The following is a 17,130-nucleotide window of genomic DNA, read 5'->3' on the forward strand; positions in this document are numbered from 1 at the left end:
AAGAGGCTCTCCGGGCATTCCTTGCAAGAGTAGTTTCTGACAGCAAGCACGCCTCCCGCCAGGCCTGCACCGACGTAAGCCCGCGTAAACTTCACTCCGCATGTGCTTTGGCTCTGTCACCAAAGGCGGCCGCTCCGTTTGACTTTCTCGCGCTCTGCGAGTAATTTCGACTCCATTGCGCCGATTTGATTCAGCTTGCGGGCGCGTAACAAATACGGCTAAAGCGGATGGGCACCACAAAACCCGATCACGCTTTGGCTGATCGGGTTTTTGCTTTTGACGATGACAAAGAATCCATCAGGTAGTGTCGGCATCGTAACGCCGCAATGTGCACACTTCACCGAGCCGCTCGCCCTGCGCAGCGGTGGCGTACTGCCCGCCTACGATCTGGTGTATGAAACCTACGGCACCCTCAACGCAGCCAGATCCAATGCGGTGCTGGTGTGCCACGCCCTGTCCGGCTCGCACCACGTCGCGGGGACCTATGCCGACAAGCCGAAAAGTACCGGCTGGTGGGATAACCTCGTCGGCCCCGGCAAGCCGCTGGATACCAACAAGTTCTTCGTTGTCGGCGTCAACAATCTCGGTGGCTGCTTCGGCTCGACCGGACCACAGAGCATCAATCCTGCGACCGGCCGGCCTTGGGGCGCGAGCTTCCCCTTCGTGACGGTCGAGGACTGGGTCGATTCGCAGGCTCTGCTGGCGGATCGTCTGGGTATCGACGCCTGGGCTGCCGTTCTCGGCGGTTCGCTCGGCGGCATGCAGGCGCTGGCCTGGACCCTGCGCCACCCCGAACGTGTGCGTCACGGCATGGTGATCGCTGCCGCACCGCAACTCTCGACCGAGAACATCGCCTTCAACGAGGTCGCGCGCCAAGCCATCCTGACCGACCCGGACTTTCACGGCGGCAACTATTATCAGCATGGCGTGGTGCCCGTGCGCGGCCTGCGTCTGGCGCGCATGGTTGGCCACATCACCTATCTGTCGGATGACGCGATGGCCGAGAAATTCGGCCGCAAGCTGCGCCATGGCGAGCACAAGTACCATTTTGATGTCGAATTCGAGATCGAGTCCTACCTGAACTATCAGGGCGACAAGTTCGCCGGCTTCTTTGACGCCAACACCTATCTGCTCACGACCAAAGCGCTGGACTACTTCGATCCGGCCTACGAATACGGTGGCGACCTGAAAGCCGCTCTGGCACGCGCCAAGGCCAAGTTCTTCCTCGCCTCCTTCACCACCGACTGGCGCTTCTCACCCGCACGTTCACGCGAACTGGTGTTCGCATTGCTGCACAACCAGCGCGACGTGAGCTACGCCGAAATCGCCAGCAGTGCCGGGCACGACTCCTTCCTGCTCGACGATCCGCATTACCACGCCGCGATGCGCGCGTACTTCCAGAACATCGAAGTATGAGTCTGAATCCGCAGTCGACAGCTCGACTCTCCACATCACTCCGCGCTTTCCGGACGATCGCTACGCACCCGATTGAAGCGCGCTGCAGCACGCTGGCCGCGTTGCTCCTCCTAGCGGGCATCAGCCCGCAGCGTCGTCGCGCCTCGCCAGCGCACAGCATCGCGCCCCACCCGGATGCGCCCAACTACGGATTCAGACTCTCATGGTAAAAACCGGCCAACAAGACCGCCACGACTACGACGTGATCGCCGGCTGGGTGCGTGAAGGCGCCCGCGTGCTCGACCTCGGCTGCGGCGACGGCGAATTACTGCAGCACCTGGCGGCCACCCGCAAGACCCTGGGCTATGGCGTGGAGCGTGACTCCGAGCGCGTTACCGCCTGCATCGCCAATCACATCAACGTGCTGCAGATCGATCTGGAACAGGGTCTCGCCGGTTTCGAGGACGGCCAGTTCGATTACGTGATCATGAGCCTCTCGCTGCAGGCCGTGCACAACACAGAGGGCATCCTCAGCGAAATGCTGCGTGTCGGTCGCGAGGCCGTGGTGAGCTTCCCGAACTTCGGTTACTGGCGCCATCGCGTGTCGATCAACGAAGGTCACATGCCCGTCTCTGACAGCCTGCCGCACCAGTGGTACAACACGCCCAACGTGCGCTTCTTCACCATGGCGGACTTTGAGCAACTGTGCGAAAAACGCGGCATCGCCGTGCTGGAGCGCGCCGCATTCGACGAAGACCGGGCCATTGACATCGACCCGAACAACTTCGCCAGTGTGGCGCTGTACCGCTTGGGGCGCACTGCCGCCTGAGCCTTGCCTGACGCGGCTGTTCAGGCCCCCTGTCTGAAGAGTCGCGCCAGACAACACGCGCCGCCCGCCATTCATCGCGTTTTAGTGGTTTGCGCAACACATCTCCCCGCGTTTCTGCGGCATTCATTGTTCCCGGTCCCATATTGCGTTAGTTTGATGCTTGCACAAGCACCGGGGAGACTTGCGAAGCCCCCCCGGCAATAACACATCCGGTGGAGACTCTCATGAAATTCGCACTTGGTCGTGCCTGGGGCAAGGCATGTCTTGGAACCGTACTGCTCGCTCTGCTGGCAGGCTGTGGCGGGGGTGGCAGTGGTGGTGGCGCAAGCGACTCCGGCGCATCGACCGGCAACTCATCCAGCAGCAGTTCCGGTGGCAATACGGTTCTGACGGTCAGCGCCACGCCTACGGGCTGGGCATCCGAAGACGGCGGCACGACTGGCGGCACCGGTGCGCCAGCCAGCAACATCTATGTGGTACACAACCGGGCAGAACTGCTCAACGCCCTGGCCAACAAGAACAGTCCGAACTACTCGGCTACCAATGCGACCAACCTTGGTCTGGGCGCACCGGCAGCCAAAGAAGCCAAGATCATTTACATCGTCGGCACCATCTGGGGCACTGATCTGGGTAACGGCAAGTTCGCAGACGAGACCTATTACAAATCCACTAATACGACCGCAGCCAAGTGGGACTTTGAGCTTTATCTCCAGAGTCTCGACACCCAATGGGCCGCAGATCTGGCCACCGCTGTCGCGGCCGGAGACGCTGCGGCCATTGCGACCAAGAGCAAGGTCAGCGCCTTGTCCTCGGCACGCAGCACACTGGGCCGCCTCCAGAAAGCGCAGATCCAGTTCCAGATCCCGTCAAATACGACCATCATGGGCGTGGGCTCAGACGCAAAACTGATCGACGGCTACTTCTCGATCAATGGCGGAACAAGCAAGGACCTGGGAACCAATATTGTCGTCCGCAACCTTGAATTTCAGGCACCTCAGGATCTGACCACGCAGTACGACACCAAAAAGCAGGAATGGAACGCCGCCTACAAGGCGTTCGGCATCGTCACTGGCAAGCATGTGTGGATCGACCACTGTACCTTCAGTGACGGCGCCCATATCGACTCGGCCGAGGTCCGCACCATCAACGGCTACACGCTGGAAGTGATGCGCCACGACGGCCTGCTCGACATCGAAGACAGCGCCGACTACATCACAGTTTCCTACTCCGTCTTCAAGAACCACGACAAAACCAACATGGTCGGCGGTTCAGGAGATCAGAACTACGCCAAGGAGCGGGACTTCAACCACCTGACCTTCAGCAACAACATCTGGCAGGATTCCGTGCAGCGCGCCCCGCGCGTGCGCTTTGCCAAAGCGCACGTTTATAACAACTACTACACAGGCGACACGGACAAGACCAGCTACGGCACCAGCTATTACATTGGTATGGGCGCCGAGTCCAAGATCCTCTCCGAAGCCAACGTGTTCGACCTGACCGGCTCGAAAGCCAAGGTCAGCCAGGTGATCTCGAATCTGAACGGCTATCAGTTCAAGGATGTCGGATCCTGGTTCAACGGAGTACCCGCTTCGGCAGATCTGGAAGCTGCCGCCAAAGCGGCGCTGGAAGCGCGCTGGGCCTCGGCGCAGGCAGCTCAGGCAGGGACATCCGGCGGGTTCATCCTGGCCCCTTACACCAACGAACTGGGCTGGGCTCCTACCTACAGCTACACGCGTGGCGCTTCGGCGGCACAGGTGCGCGAACATAATCTCGCCAATGCCGGCGCCGGCAAGCTGGTCGTTTCCCTGGCAACCACGGCAACACGCCCGCAACTGGACGACACCTCCGCGACCAATTACACCGTAGCCAAGGCTTTGGCCGGAGCAGACACCTGGGCGCCCCAGACGGTGAACAGCGACCAGCCTAATGTCGGCCGCATCAATCTGACCGGCGTGACGCCGAACTACGTCGTGGCCCAAGATGGCACGGGCGGTTACACCACCATCCAGGCCGCGCTGAACGCTGCTTCCATCGACACGTCGGGCGCAGCACGCCTGTATGTCCAGGTCAAAGCCGGGACATACAACGAGCAGCTCATCGTTGCCCACTCCACGACGCCGATCACCCTGTATTCGATGGAAAGCGACGCCTCCAAAGTCGTGGTGAGTACCGCTCTGTACCAGAACAGCGCGGCGCTCGACTACACCACGATGCTGGGCGCAAGCTTTGCCACCTCGGTCTACAGCACCAGCACCAACAGCACGATCAAGACCGACTACAACGGTTGTTATCGTGCGGCTGCCGTTGGAAAGCAGTGTTCCACCGCGATCCGCATCCACAACAAGGGCTTCAACGCAGTCAACCTGACCTTCCAGAACACCTGGGGAGACACTGACGCGAAAGGCAACAATCAGGCACTGGCCGCAATGGTCGACAAAGCCGACCAGGTCATGTTCGACGGCGTGCGCCTGATATCCAATCAGGACACCCTGTATGTCAACAACCCGGGCGCACGCGTGTATTTCGTCGCTGGCGAAATCACCGGGGATGTGGACTTCATCTTCGGAGCAGGCACCGCGGTGTTCGATGGCACAGCTGTTCGCTACACCGGCGCGCGCAAGCCTGCCGGTGGATACAACGGAGCACCGTCTACACTGACCGCACAAGCCTATGGCTTCATCTTCAACCGCTGCGTTTTCGTGGGCGACGATGCGACCACGGCAGACAGCGTCTTCCTCGCCCGTCAGTGGGATACCGATGCCAACTCGGTCGGCAAGATGATCGTGCGCAATTCCGTCATCGGCAAACACATCGCCACGACCAGCGGGCCGTGGAACGCCACCACGGTTAACAATGCCAGCACCAACTATGGAACGTCCGAGCGCTATCTGGCGGAATACCTGAACTGGGACGAAGCACAAAAGACCACCAGCGGCGGCAGCTCATCGAGTTCAAGCAGCTCTTCGAGCTCCAGCAGTTCTTCAAGCTCGTCCAGCTCGAGTTCATCCAGTTCGAGCAGCTCGTCCTCCAGCTCCGGTGGTTCCAGTTCGAGCTCATCGAGTTCGGGTGGTACCGATACTCCGATTACCGGCTCCGGCACCTTCACCAGTGCCTACGCTTCGGGCGGTCTACCGGGCACGGTGACAACGACGTACGACAGCGTCAACGGCGTCTTCACGCTTGTGTCGGCAGGCAGCATCGGTACATCATCGATTCTCTATGACAATCTGCAGTTCGCTTACAAGCAAGTCACCGGCGACTTCACGATCAAAGCCCGCCTGACCTCGCTGGAGCTGCCGACAGGGCTGTCCACAGCAAATGTTCGCGCCGGCCTCCTGCTGCGCAACAGCCTCGCAGACAACTCGCGCTTCTTCGGCATCATGGTGCGCGGCGTGCCGCGTGTGCAGTGGGAGCAGCGCTTGTCGGACGGCGGCGGTGAGTCCTCAGCCTCTCTGGTCTCTCTGGCCGCGCAACCCTCCAGTGCCGCACCTGTGTGGCTCAAGCTGCAGCGCGTAGGACAAGTCATCAGCGTCTGGTACTCCATCGACGCCGGCGTCACCTACCTGCCTGCCACAGTGAAGTCACAAGACTTTTCGACCGCCGCCGGGGCCACCCTGCTCAGCGACACCGTGTATGTGGGCATGGCTGGGGTTTCGGGCAGCACCACCGTCACTTCCACCAGCATCTTCGACAACGTGACGCTGACAACCCCCTGATCCAGCGTCACCACACAAAGCCCGCCCTCACCCGGCGGGCTTTTTTACGTCCGCTACAATGCGCCCATGCGCACTGAACACCCTCACGTCTACGCCGAACCACCCTGGACTGAACGCATCCTGCTTGGCAGTTTCACGCCCGCATCCGATCACGACTGGCCGGGCCGTCGCGTGGCGACGATCTACCTGCTCGGCTGCCCCTGGCGCTGCGTCTATTGTCACAACCCGCAACTGCAGAAACGCGGCACCGCTCCCATGCTCTCGTGGGCGCGCATCGCCGCAAAGCTCGAAGCCTCGCGCGGCAAGATCGATGGCGTGGTCTTCTCCGGCGGCGAACCAACCACCGATCGCACCCTGCCGGACGCCATCGCCGCAGTGAAAGCCTTGGGCTTCCCGGTCGGCCTGCACACCAGCGGCGCTTACCCGGAGCGGCTCGAAGCCATTCTGCCGCTGCTGGACTGGGTCGGCTTCGATCTCAAGAGCGATTACGAAAGCTACGAGCAACTCACCGGCACGCCCGGCAGCGCTGCGCGTGCCACGCAGAGCGCCAGGCTGCTGGTCGCCAGCGGCGTGCCACATGAATTCCGCCTGACCTGGCATCACGAACTGATCAGCGAGGAATCCGCCCTGCTCGCTGCACACTTCGCGCAGCATCTGGGCGCGCAGAATTTCGTGCTCCAGCTCTTCCGCGAAGAGGGGGTTGATACCCCGTTGCCGGCCAGTGCGCAGCCTGGGCCGGCGCTGCTTGCGCAGCTGCGCGTGCTGTTTCCGGGCTTCGTGCTGCGCGGCGACAACTGTGGCCTGGCAGCCTGAAGACCCTCTCCAGGCGGACTTCTTCAGGCATCCTGCTTGTCAGACCTCGCCAGTCATTGCTTTCCAGCCAGCCTGCCTGAAGAAGCCCGCTACATGCGCCGGTGCGGGCCAGCCCATTTCAGGCGGACGAACGTGGCTGCATCAGCGATAATCGCCCCACACCTCTCCGGACCCCTCACGTGACCCACCGCCCTGCCTGGCTGGATGCCTTGCTCAATCGCCGGATGCTGATCTGCATCCTCACCGGCTTCTCCTCCGGCCTGCCGCTGTATCTGCTGCTGAATCTGGTGCCCGCCTGGCTCAAGACCGAGGGCCTGTCGCTCAAGATGATCGGTGCCTTCGCGCTGATCCAGTTTCCCTACACCTGGAAATTCCTCTGGTCGCCGCTGCTGGACCGCTACGCCCTGCCCCTGCTGGGTCGGCGCCGTGGCTGGATGCTGGTAACGCAACTACTGTTAATCGCTGGCATCGCCCTGCTCGGGCAGATCTCCGTCAAGGAACTGGCCGCCGCCGCGCCGCTCGACTCCGCTTTGCCGGACTGGCTGCTCAACGTGCAGCGCTACGCCCCGCTTTTCGCGCTGACCGGCCTGATCGCCTTTCTGAGCGCCACGCAGGACATCGTGCTCGACGCCTTCCGCCGCGAGCTGCTGCCGGAAGTCGAACTGGGGCTGGGCAATGCCATCCATGTGAACGCTTACAAGATCGCCGGACTGGTGCCAGGCTCCATCTCGCTGATTCTCGCCGACCATCTGCCCTGGGGCACGGTGTTCCTGATCACCGCCCTGTTCATGCTGCCCGGTGCGGCAATGAGCCTGTTCAGCGTCGAACCCGCCGCCGCCAGCAGCGCTCCGCGCACCCTTCGCGCCGCCATCGTCGAGCCCTTTCAGGAGTTCTTCGGCCGCCACGGCGTGCAATCCGCCCTGCTGGTGCTGCTGTTCATCCTGCTCTACAAGCTCGGCGATTCGCTGTGCACCTCGCTGGCCACGCCCTTCTATCTCGACATGGGTTTCACCAAGACGCAGATCGGCCTCGTTGCCAAGAATGCCGGCCTGTGGCCCAGCGTGATTGGCGGTCTGCTCGGCGGACTGTGGATGATCAAGCTCGGCATCAACCGTGCGCTGTGGATCTTCGGCTTCCTGCAATGGATCGCCATTCTCGGTTTTGCCTGGCTGGCCTGGCTGGGCCCGGCGGAAGCCGATGCGGCGCGGCTGGCCGTGCTGGCCACGGTGATCGGCGTCGAGGCCGCCGGCGTCGGGCTGGGCACCACCGCCTTCGTCGCCTGGATGGCACGCACCACTCACCCGGCCTACACCGCCACGCAACTCGCCCTGTTCACCAGCCTGATGGCCGTGCCGCGCACCTTCATCAACGCCAGCGCCGGCTGGCTGGTCGAGGCGCTGGGCTGGTTCGATTTCTTCATGTTATGCACCCTGCTGGCCGTGCCCGGCATGCTGCTGCTGTTCAAACTCGCGCCCTGGAATGAAGCGCCCAAGGAAACGTTATGAGCACCCAAGCCCTGATCACCGCAGCTCGCGCCCTCTCCGCTGCCGTCGCCCCGATGCGCTTCGCCGCGCCGATCACCCATGCCTACAACCCGCTGGATTACGCCTGGGCGCCGCATGAGGAATATCTGCGCAAGTTCGGCGAGGGCAAAAAGAAGATCATCTTCGTCGGCATGAATCCCGGCCCCTTCGGTATGGTGCAGATCGGCGTGCCCTTCGGCGAGATTGCCGCCGCGCGCGACTGGATGGGCATTTCTGCAGCGGTCGTGAAACCCGCCGAGGAAACCCCGGCGCGCCCCATCGAGGGCTGGGCCTGCGAGCGCTCCGAAGTTTCCGGCCGCCGTCTGTGGGGCCTGTTCGCCGAGCGCTTCGGCACGGCCGAGGCCTTCTTCGCGGATCACTTCGTCGCCAACTACTGCCCGCTGGCCTTCTTTGAGGGCAAGCGCAATGTCACGCCGGACAAACTACCCGCTGCCGAGCAGGCCCCGCTGCTCGCCGCCTGCGACGCGCATCTGCGCGCACTGGTCGAAACGACGCAAGCAGAATGGGTGATCGGCATCGGCGCCTGGAGCGAGACGCGCGCGCGCGAAGCCTGCGCCGGCATGGCCGTGAAGTTCGGCCGCGTGCTGCACCCCAGCCCGGCCAGCCCGGCGGCGAATCGTGGCTGGAGCGAGGCCGCGACGAAGCAGCTCACCGCACTGGGCGTGTGGGCCTGAAGCCCGTAGAGCCGCGTGTAGCAATCTTCTGCAGGCACCCATGCCGCCAGACCGCATCCAGACTGACAGCACAGACGACATGCCTGCAGATGCCCGCCCCATGCGGCTTCGCGAGCTGGTCTGTCCTTACATCCATTATCTGAACACGGAACCTTCCATCATGCTCCGTCTGCTTCGCCCGAGCTTGCTGCTTGCTCTCAGCCTTCTGTCCCCGCTCACGCAGGCAGAGGAAGGCGCTTTCAGGTTCGCCAGCCGCCCGGTGGCGATGCAGAAGAAGCCCGGCGCGGTCTGGGTCGAGCAGCCGACCCGCGTGCTCACCGCCACGCCGGACAAGGCCGACGCGATCAATCAATACGGCGGCAGTCTGGACTGGCCAGCCGAGACGGCCAGCGGCTTCTTCCGCACCCAGAAAATCGACGGCCGCTGGTGGCTGATCGACCCGGAAGGGCGGCGCTTCATTCAGGCCGGCGTCGCGTCGGTCACGCCCATGGGCAACTCCGCCACAGCCAAGGCCGCGCTCGCGGCGCAGTTTGGCGACACGGCAGGTTGGGCCCAGACGACCAGCGCATGGCTGCGGGACAACGGCTTCAACGGCGCCGGCGCGTGGTCCAACAGCGCGTTCGCGAAAGCGGAATACCGCCTGCCGCACGCGCGCATCGTCAATTTCATGGGCGACTACGGCAAGCAGCGCGGCGGCGTTCGCCAGGTGCCCGGCCATCTCGGCTATCCGGAGAACGCGATCTTCGTCTTCGATCCGGAGTTTCCCGCCTTTGCCAAACAATACGCCGAGGCGCTGGCGCAAGAAGCCGCCAACCCCTGGCTGATCGGCTGGTTCTCCGACAACGAAATGCCGCTCTACGACAAGACGCTGGACGGTTTCCTGCGCCTGCCGGCGGAGGATCACGGCGGCCGCGAAGCCCGCCGCTGGCTGGCCGAGCGCCAGCGGCGCGACACGCCAGACATCGCGGCGATCACCAAAGACGACCGCCTCGCCTTCGTCGGCCACGTTTACGCCACCTACCTGCGCATCGTCAGCACTGCCCTGCGCCGTGCCGACCCGCATCACCTGTATCTGGGCTCGCGCCTGCATTCGGACGAGCTGCGCAATCCACAGGTCTGGCAGGCTGCCGGGCAATACGTCGATGTGGTAAGCGTGAATTTCTACCGCGACTGGGCTCCTGCCGCGAGCCTGCTCAAGGACTGGGAAGCCTGGTCCGGCAAGCCGCTGATGATCACCGAGTGGTACACCAAGGGCGAGGACAGCGGCCTGCCCAACACCACCGGCGCCGGCTGGGTGGTGAAGACCCAGGCCGACCGCGGCGACCACTACCAGAACTTCACCCTGGCCCTGCTGGAATCCACCAACGTCGTCGGCTGGCACTTCTTCAAGTATCAGGACAACGATCCGGCCGCCCTCAACCCCGAACCGTCGAACATCGACGCCAACAAGGGGCTCGTGGACGTTCGCTATCAGCCTTACGCCGAACTGGTTTCGCGCGCGCGCCGCGTGAATCAGCACAAGTACGGCCTGATCCGGCGGTTCTCTGCCGCGAGCCGTTCAGCACCATAACCGATTCACGGCACCCGTCTCATCCATTTTCTGGCGAACTTGCCGCCCTGCGCATAGTCTCTCAGAGGTCAGGCGCTCCAGCGCCACATGATTCATACAAGAAAAGGACTCCCCCCATGCCCCATTTCCGCTCTGTTCTGACAGCCTTCGCCCTCGGCCTGAGCCTGCACGCCATGCCTGCCAGCGCCGGACCGCAAGCCGAGGCGCTCGGTCAATGCTTCGTGAATTCGACCACCGCCGCAGAAAAGGAAACCCTTTCGCGCTGGCTCTTCGTCGTGCTGGCACAACAGCCCGAGGTGCGTGATCTGGCCAGCATTCCGGAAGCGACCAAAGTGGAAACCGACCGCGCCATGGCCAAGCTGGTCGAACGCATGGTCACCGCGGCCTGCCGCGCCCCCGCCCAGCAAACCCTGATGCAGGAAGGGCAGGCCGGCCTCACCCAAAGTCTGGAGATCTTTGGTCAGGCCGCTGCGCGCAAGATTTTCGCCGAGCCCTCCGTGGTCAGCGCCGCGAATGGCTTCACGCGTTACATCGACATGGCGCGCATCGTCCAGAGCTTCCTGATGCTCCAGTTCGGGCGCTGAAGCGTCACGGCGCTGGCGGCGCACAAGACTCCGATTCGAGCCTGCCTGTACAGTCGCATGCAGCAAGCCTCTCCGGGCAGGCAGGCCAGAGAGGTGCGGATTGCCTAGTTGTCCCGCCCAGCAGGCTGAAGAAGCCCGTCCCATGCGGCTCTGCAGGCTGCCACTACACAAGATCGGCGGTGATCGCTGCAGGAAGAGCCAATCCACCGTACACTTGCGACTTCGTTCTGCCCTGCAAGGGCGTTTCCCACTGAATCCGATCATGACTCTGCGCGTACTCACCGGCATCACCACCTCCGGTACTCCCCACCTCGGCAACTACGCCGGCGCCATCCGCCCGGCGATTGCCGCCAGCCGCCAGCCCGGCGCCGAGAGCTTCCTGTTCCTCGCCGACTACCACGCCCTGATCAAGTGCGACGACCCCGCGCGCATCCAGCGCTCGCGCCTCGAAATCGCCGCCACCTGGCTGGCTGCCGGGCTCGACACGCAGCGCGTCACCTTCTACCGCCAGAGCGACATCCCCGAGATTCCGGAACTCAACTGGCTGCTCAGCTGCGTGACCAGCAAGGGCCTGATGAACCGCGCCCACGCCTACAAGGCCAGCACCGACGCCAACGAAGCTGCCGGTGAAGAGCTGGATGCCGGCGTGACCATGGGCCTGTACTGCTACCCGGTGCTGATGGCGGCGGACATCCTGATGTTCAAGGCCAACAAGGTGCCAGTCGGCCGCGACCAGATCCAGCACATCGAAATGGCCCGCGACGTCGGCCAGCGCTTCAACCACCTGTTCGGCGCAGGCCGCGAACTCTTCGTGCTGCCCGAGGCCGCCATCGAAGACAACGTCGCGACCCTGCCGGGGCTGGACGGTCGCAAGATGTCCAAGAGCTACGACAACACCATTCCGCTGTTCGAAGGTGGCGCCAAGGCGCTGAAGAACGCTGTCGCGCGCATCGTCACCGACTCGAAGCTGCCCGGCGAGCCGAAAGACCCGGATAACAGCCATCTCGTCACCCTCTTCGACGCCTTCGCTACGGCAGATGAACGCAGCCAGTTCCGCGCCGACCTGCGCAGCGGGCTGGGCTGGGGCGATGCCAAGCAACGTTTCCTCGGCGTACTGGAACGCGAGCTCGGCCCGATGCGCGAAAAGTACGACGCGCTGATCGCCAAACCCGAAGCCATCGAAGCGATGCTGCAGGAAGGTGCGGCCAAGGCCCGCGCCGTCGCCACTCCCTTCCTCGCCGAGCTGCGCGAAGCCGTCGGCCTGCGCCGCTTCAACGCGATTCCGGTCGCGGTCGAGAAGAAGGCGGAAGCCGCCGCGCCGCAGTTGCCGGTGTTCAAGCAATACCGCGAAGCCGACGGCAAGTTCTACTTCAAGCTCAGCAGCTATGATGGCCGCCTGCTCCTGCAGAGTCAGGGCTTCGACTCCGGCCGCGACGCTGGCCAGTGGGTTGGTCGCCTCAAGAGCGAAGGTGCCGCCGCGCTGGACGGCGTGCCGGCGAGCTTTGGCGAAGGCGTTGCCCGCGAGGATGTGGCTGCAGCGCTGGGGGCGTTTGCGCAATAAGAGTCCCATCCACCGGCATACGAAACGCCCGCCTTTGGCGGGCGTTTTTCGTGCACACGATGCGAACTAGTCCTTCCGTATGCGCTCGCCCAGCCTGGCAATGACGGACTCCTGTGCGGCCAGCGGAGTCTGTGCCGTCGTGAGATATATGCACAGCACGATGGGCTTGCCGTCAGGTGTCCAGTAAACTCCGACGTCATTGGCCGTGCCGTTATAGCCGGTGCCGGTTTTGTCCGCCAGACTCCACCCCGCCTTCAACCCGGCGCGCAGACGCTTGCCGCTGGTACGGGTGGCCAGCATCCAGTCAGTCAGTTGCCGGCGCGAAGCAGCACTCAGGCCATCGCCCAGCAAGAGCCGGCGCAGGTCTGCCCCCATTGCAACAGGGCTGGTGGTGTCACGCACATCGTCCGTTCGAGCCTCGTTCAGCGCGGGTTCATAGCGGTCAAGACGGGTCGTCGCATCACCATGCTGGCGCAAAAATGCATTGAACCCGGACAGGCCACCAATGGCATCAAGCAGCAGATTGGCTGCGGTGTTATCGCTGTCAGCAATAGCTGCTTCGCATAAACGCACGATACTCAGTCCTGGCCCGTCTGCATGCGAGCGGGTAACAGGGGAATAGTCCAGCACATCTTGCGCCCGGAACCGGATCTGGCGATCCAGACGGTCGCGCCCCATATCGACCTGCCCCAGTACAGCTGCCGCAGCCAGCCATTTGAAGGTACTGCACATTGGAAAGCGCTCGTGGCCGCGATAAAGAAATTCTTTATCATTTCGTCCATCGAACAGATACACGCCAAGGCGCCCCCCGCTCTGTGTCTCCAATTCGCGGCACAGGGTTTCCAGCACTGGGAATGGAAGCGATTTGCTCAGAGCAAGCCGCGTACTGAGCATTAACGTGACTCCGCTCAAGATGAGAAAGGATCTGCGCTGCATGTCTCGGACTCCGTGGTGTAAGGTCAGGTGCATGCTAACGAGGCATGGCGTGCTCATTCAAACGATGTTTTTGATGAGATTGCACAAGAAAATCCAGGCCTCAACCAACAGACAACGGACAATCCGGCCATGAATCTCCCGCTGAATGCACTGCGAGCCTTCGAAGTAGCGGCCCGCCACCTGAGCTTCACCCTGGCAGCACAGGAGCTGAACGTCACGCAGGCGGCGGTCAGCCAGCAGGTCAAGAACCTGGAGGCACGCCTCGACATGACGCTGTTCCGCCGTCTGCCGCGTGGCCTTGTGCTGACCGATGAAGGTCAGGCACTGCTGCCGGTTCTGGCCGACACCTTTGGTCGCCTGAGTTCGGTCTTGCAGCAGTTCGAGGGCGGACGCGTGCGTGAGGTACTCAACCTTGCGGTGGTCGGTACCTTCGCCGTGGGTTGGCTGATGCCCCGCCTGGCCGCGTTCCGCCAGACCAATCCCTTCATCGACCTGCGCCTGTTCACGCACAACAACCGCGTCGACCTCACAGCAGAAGGGCTCGATTTCGCCATCCGCTTCGGCGACGGAGCCTGGCGTGGCATGGGTGCGGAGATGCTGGTGGAAGCAGAGATGGCGCCGCTGTGCGCCCCGCGACTTGCAGCCCAGCTGCAGGGCCCCTCCGACCTGCTCGCTTGCGAACTGTTGCGCTCTTACCGTGCGGATGAGTGGTCACACTGGTTCGCGACAATCGGCTTGCCCGCACCCTTGGTTCACGGCCCGGTATTTGACTCTTCGCTAGCCATGGCAGAGGCCGCAATGCAAGGGCTGGGGGTCGCACTGTTGCCCGTGGCGATGTTCCAGCGCCACTTGCGGGAAGGATTGCTCGTGCAAGCCTTCGACACCACGGTCACGACCGGCCAGTACTGGCTGACCTGGGTGAAATCGCGCCCGCATACCCCTGCGATGCGCGATCTGCATGACTGGTTGCTGCAGCAGGCACGAGTCAACAGCACTCCATGAAATGATCGAGCCGGCGGACTGGTCATGGATTCGGCGGCGCCGATCATGCGCTCGGGGGCTCGGGGGTCTTGGTCAGACGCCGGAATTGCCAAAGCCGCCCGCACAGGCTGCCCGGCAAGGCAGTTTGCGTGGCGCTATAGGTCTGTCCGGTCCGGCCGTAAACCCTGTCTGGATCGAATCATTCCGGGGGCCAGCATGAAAGCCTACGAAGACCACTCTGCGGCAAAACAGGAAGGCCATGTTCTGGTGGTCGACGACGTGGCGACCACACGCGCGATCCACAACCTGATTCTCGCCCGCAACTTCGAGGTGAAGAACGCCGCCTCGGGTCAGGAGGCGCTGGACCTGTGCGCCGAACGCATACCGGACCTCATCCTGTTGGATGTCGAGATGCCGGGCCTCAATGGCTTTGAGACCTGCCGCAAACTGCGCGAACACTACGACATCCCGATCATCTTTGCGACCGCGCATGAATCGCTGGAGGAGCACCTCAAGGCTTTCGACGCAGGTGGTACCGATCTCTGTGTCAAACCTGTTTCAGCGGAAATCCTGATCCGCAAGGTGCGTCTGGCCATCCGCCAATGGCGCGAGCGCACCGAGCTCAAGACCCGGCAGGAGTCGCTCAAGGCCCAGGCAGATCTGTATCAGTCCGGCATGAGTGATCGCCGTCTGTTGCTCCAGTTCACCCGCATCGCCCTTGGCTGCGACAACTACGAGCAGCTCGCCCGGAATTTTCTGCACGCCTGCCGGCTTTTCGGCGCGCAATGCTGCATTGCCATTCGCCACGATGACAGCGAATCCGCCTGGAGTGCCGAAGGCTCGGCCACGGCCCTGGAGCGCTCCGTCCTCACCCAGATAGCCGGCATGGGACCTCTCGTACAGTTCAAGAACCGCCTTGCGATCAATCAGGATCGTCTATCGGTCGTGGTCAGCAACATGCCGGAAGAAAATTCCGACGAGGCCGTTCGCATCCGCGACAACATGTCCATGCTTGTCGACATGGCCGCCGCCATTGCCGACAAACTCGCCCAGCAGCACACTACCCCGGTCAGCAGCAAGGACACTCCGGATCACCAGCGCAAGACGCTTGCCGACGCACGCCTGCTGGTTCAGGAATTATTCGACCGCCTGGACAATGCCTATGACCTGATGGCGACGGACAAGCAGCAGGAGGAGCGCATCACCGAAGCGGTGCGCGTTCCGCTCGAGCGTCTGATCGCCCTGCTGGAGGAAAGCTTCGGCCTGGACCCCGCGGCCTAGACCGGACAGCAGCACGCATCGCCAGCGTTTGCCCATATCAGCCGAAAACTCCGGCAACGCCGAAACAGCCCCAGACAGAGCTCATCGGAGGCCTGACCTGGTCAATACGTACTTCGCTGGAGTCAGCCGCTGCGTCGGCCTGCCGGCCGCCCTTCAGCTTGCGCAACCGGGAGCCGGTCTTGCCCAGACGCGCAATGGCTTTTTCATCCCACGTCGCAGCACCTCGGCCATCACCAATTCCTGCGATCCGGCAATGCCCTTCGTGCGATGGGCGCTCTACACCTGCGGTGTATTCCCCCGCGCCTGGCCTAATGCCTTGAACAGCAGGTTCAGGCTGCGCAATGCCAGGTAAGCGATGAAAGCGTTAGCACCGACGAAGATCGGAATGGCCAGTTGCCGTGCGGGGGCGACGCCAGCAACAGCAAGTTTGAGACAGCACACGGTGGTGGCGGCGATGCCGAAGGTATAGGCCCAGTAGGAAGGGGCAAAGGGCTCCTCGCCCAGCCAGCGCCCGAGGCGCAGCCCGAGCAGAAGCTGGAACAGGCCATAGCCCCACAGCATGAGGATCCAGTGTTCGGTGCTGCCCGGTGCCAGCATCAACCAGGCCATGGCGCACACCACGGGCGGGGCAAACTGGATGCCCAGCAGGGGACGTTGCCGGACCGGTACGGCGCTGGCGTGCCATAGACGCCCGATGATCAAGGATTCGAGTGCCAGCCAGGAGAACATGCCTGCGCCTAGAAACAACCAGCCCCATTCCGCCAAACCAAGTCCGCCCAGCGCAGCGGCGCTGGTGAAGTTGCCGGCCACCGTCGGCAGATAGAGGGTCGGCACCGTATCCAGTGCATCACGCCCACCTTGCCACAGCGCCCCGGTGTGCCACAGGGAGAAGCCGAGGTGCCAGGCGATGCCGGCCGCAGTCAGGCAGATTGCGACGGTGTGGGACCAGGGCAGCACGGCCAGCGCGATCAACAGCGTTGCCACACCGAGCAATGCCGGTGTGCCGCCCTGTACCGGGTGGCTGAACTCCTGCCGGACCCGTTCTGGCTGGCGCAGAGCTTGCACGAGGTAGAGAGCAAGCAGAGCCGCCCACACCAGAGCGGCGATTCCCAGCAGAGCCTCACCGATCAGGATGGGCAGCCCCCACAGGGCGTGGGCGACGCGCCAAGCCTGGCCAAGCCCGGCAAGACCGAGCACGATGCCGAAAAACGAGGCGGGCAGCGAACGCTGTTTCAAGACGATCAAA

The 17,130-nt window shown here is 63.1% G+C and carries 13 protein-coding genes; 11 read left to right on the plus strand and 2 right to left on the minus strand.

Features of this window, described 5'->3' with window-relative positions:
* Positions 1-282: 282 nt before the first annotated feature.
* The 9 genes from Q9Q94_RS03255 to Q9Q94_RS03295 all read left to right on the plus strand — a co-directional run bounded on the left by Q9Q94_RS03255 (position 283) and on the right by Q9Q94_RS03295 (position 12,686).
* On the plus strand, positions 283-1,416 hold the full coding sequence (locus Q9Q94_RS03255; protein WP_305978581.1) for a homoserine O-acetyltransferase: 1,134 nt from the start codon (positions 283-285) through the stop codon (positions 1,414-1,416).
* Positions 1,417-1,618: 202 nt separating this feature from the next.
* Positions 1,619-2,224 carry a methionine biosynthesis protein MetW gene (metW, locus tag Q9Q94_RS03260; RefSeq protein WP_305978582.1) on the plus strand — a complete coding sequence of 202 codons (606 nt, stop codon included), beginning with the start codon at positions 1,619-1,621 and terminating at the stop codon, positions 2,222-2,224.
* 224 nt (positions 2,225-2,448) lie between these two features.
* A complete protein-coding gene (locus Q9Q94_RS03265) occupies positions 2,449-5,940 on the plus strand; it encodes a pectinesterase family protein (RefSeq protein WP_305978583.1) in 3,492 nt (1,163 codons plus the stop codon).
* 66 nt (positions 5,941-6,006) lie between these two features.
* A complete protein-coding gene (locus Q9Q94_RS03270; protein ID WP_305978584.1) occupies positions 6,007-6,753 on the plus strand; it encodes an anaerobic ribonucleoside-triphosphate reductase activating protein in 747 nt (248 codons plus the stop codon).
* 224 nt (positions 6,754-6,977) lie between these two features.
* Positions 6,978-8,258: an AmpG family muropeptide MFS transporter gene (locus Q9Q94_RS03275; RefSeq protein ID WP_305979477.1), complete on the plus strand. Its 1,281-nt coding sequence runs from the start codon at positions 6,978-6,980 to the stop codon at positions 8,256-8,258.
* Entirely contained in the window at positions 8,255-8,971 is a 717-nt protein-coding gene (locus Q9Q94_RS03280; protein WP_305978585.1) for a single-stranded DNA-binding protein, read from the plus strand. Before Q9Q94_RS03275 ends, Q9Q94_RS03280 begins: the two co-directional genes overlap by 4 nt.
* Before the next feature lie 79 nt (positions 8,972-9,050).
* The gene (locus Q9Q94_RS03285) at positions 9,051-10,541 is read left to right on the plus strand and encodes a hypothetical protein (protein WP_305978586.1); all 1,491 of its coding nucleotides are present in this window, start codon (positions 9,051-9,053) and stop codon (positions 10,539-10,541) included.
* 116 nt (positions 10,542-10,657) lie between these two features.
* On the plus strand, positions 10,658-11,125 hold the full coding sequence (locus Q9Q94_RS03290; protein ID WP_305978587.1) for a hypothetical protein: 468 nt from the start codon (positions 10,658-10,660) through the stop codon (positions 11,123-11,125).
* Between the two features lie 262 nt (positions 11,126-11,387).
* A complete protein-coding gene (locus Q9Q94_RS03295) occupies positions 11,388-12,686 on the plus strand; it encodes a tryptophan--tRNA ligase (protein ID WP_305978588.1) in 1,299 nt (432 codons plus the stop codon).
* A gap of 66 nt (positions 12,687-12,752) precedes the next feature.
* Here Q9Q94_RS03295 and bla read toward each other — a convergent pair whose 3' ends face one another.
* Positions 12,753-13,580: a class A beta-lactamase gene (bla, locus tag Q9Q94_RS03300; RefSeq protein WP_305979478.1), complete on the minus strand. Its 828-nt coding sequence runs from the start codon at positions 13,578-13,580 to the stop codon at positions 12,753-12,755.
* Positions 13,581-13,751: 171 nt separating this feature from the next.
* Here bla and Q9Q94_RS03305 point away from each other — a divergent pair, with 171 nt between their 5' ends.
* Together Q9Q94_RS03305 and Q9Q94_RS03310 are read left to right on the plus strand one after the other, a co-directional pair.
* Positions 13,752-14,624 (plus strand): LysR family transcriptional regulator, encoded by an 873-nt coding sequence (locus Q9Q94_RS03305; RefSeq protein ID WP_305978589.1) that lies wholly within the window; start codon positions 13,752-13,754, stop codon positions 14,622-14,624.
* A 195-nt stretch (positions 14,625-14,819) separates the two neighbouring features.
* Complete coding sequence (locus Q9Q94_RS03310; RefSeq protein ID WP_305978590.1) at positions 14,820-15,884, plus strand: PleD family two-component system response regulator; 1,065 nt, start codon at positions 14,820-14,822, stop codon at positions 15,882-15,884.
* A 276-nt stretch (positions 15,885-16,160) separates the two neighbouring features.
* Here Q9Q94_RS03310 and tehA read toward each other — a convergent pair whose 3' ends face one another.
* Positions 16,161-17,120, minus strand: coding sequence for a dicarboxylate transporter/tellurite-resistance protein TehA (gene tehA, locus Q9Q94_RS03315; RefSeq protein WP_305978591.1), 960 nt, complete (start codon positions 17,118-17,120; stop codon positions 16,161-16,163).
* Between the last annotated feature and the right edge of the window lie 10 nt (positions 17,121-17,130).

The sequence above is a fragment of the Uliginosibacterium sp. 31-16 genome (assembly GCF_030730865.1).
GTDB lineage: Bacteria > Pseudomonadota > Gammaproteobacteria > Burkholderiales > Rhodocyclaceae > Uliginosibacterium.

Bases quoted from the DNA above. Each gene is read 5' to 3' on its own strand.
- Q9Q94_RS03275 (WP_305979477.1), top strand. From the start codon at position 6,978: ATGCTGATCTGCATCCTCACCGGCTTCTCCTCCGGCCTGCCGCTGTAT.
- Q9Q94_RS03270 (WP_305978584.1), top strand. From the start codon at position 6,007: ATGCGCACTGAACACCCTCACGTCTACGCCGAACCACCCTGGACTGAA.
- Q9Q94_RS03295 (WP_305978588.1), top strand. From the start codon at position 11,388: ATGACTCTGCGCGTACTCACCGGCATCACCACCTCCGGTACTCCCCAC.
- Q9Q94_RS03310 (WP_305978590.1), top strand. From the start codon at position 14,820: ATGAAAGCCTACGAAGACCACTCTGCGGCAAAACAGGAAGGCCATGTT.
- Q9Q94_RS03285 (WP_305978586.1), top strand. From the start codon at position 9,051: ATGCCTGCAGATGCCCGCCCCATGCGGCTTCGCGAGCTGGTCTGTCCT.
- Q9Q94_RS03305 (WP_305978589.1), top strand. From the start codon at position 13,752: ATGAATCTCCCGCTGAATGCACTGCGAGCCTTCGAAGTAGCGGCCCGC.
- Q9Q94_RS03280 (WP_305978585.1), top strand. From the start codon at position 8,255: ATGAGCACCCAAGCCCTGATCACCGCAGCTCGCGCCCTCTCCGCTGCC.
- bla (WP_305979478.1), bottom strand. From the start codon at position 13,580: ATGCTCAGTACGCGGCTTGCTCTGAGCAAATCGCTTCCATTCCCAGTG.
- Q9Q94_RS03290 (WP_305978587.1), top strand. From the start codon at position 10,658: ATGCCCCATTTCCGCTCTGTTCTGACAGCCTTCGCCCTCGGCCTGAGC.
- Q9Q94_RS03255 (WP_305978581.1), top strand. From the start codon at position 283: ATGACAAAGAATCCATCAGGTAGTGTCGGCATCGTAACGCCGCAATGT.
- metW (WP_305978582.1), top strand. From the start codon at position 1,619: ATGGTAAAAACCGGCCAACAAGACCGCCACGACTACGACGTGATCGCC.
- Q9Q94_RS03265 (WP_305978583.1), top strand. From the start codon at position 2,449: ATGAAATTCGCACTTGGTCGTGCCTGGGGCAAGGCATGTCTTGGAACC.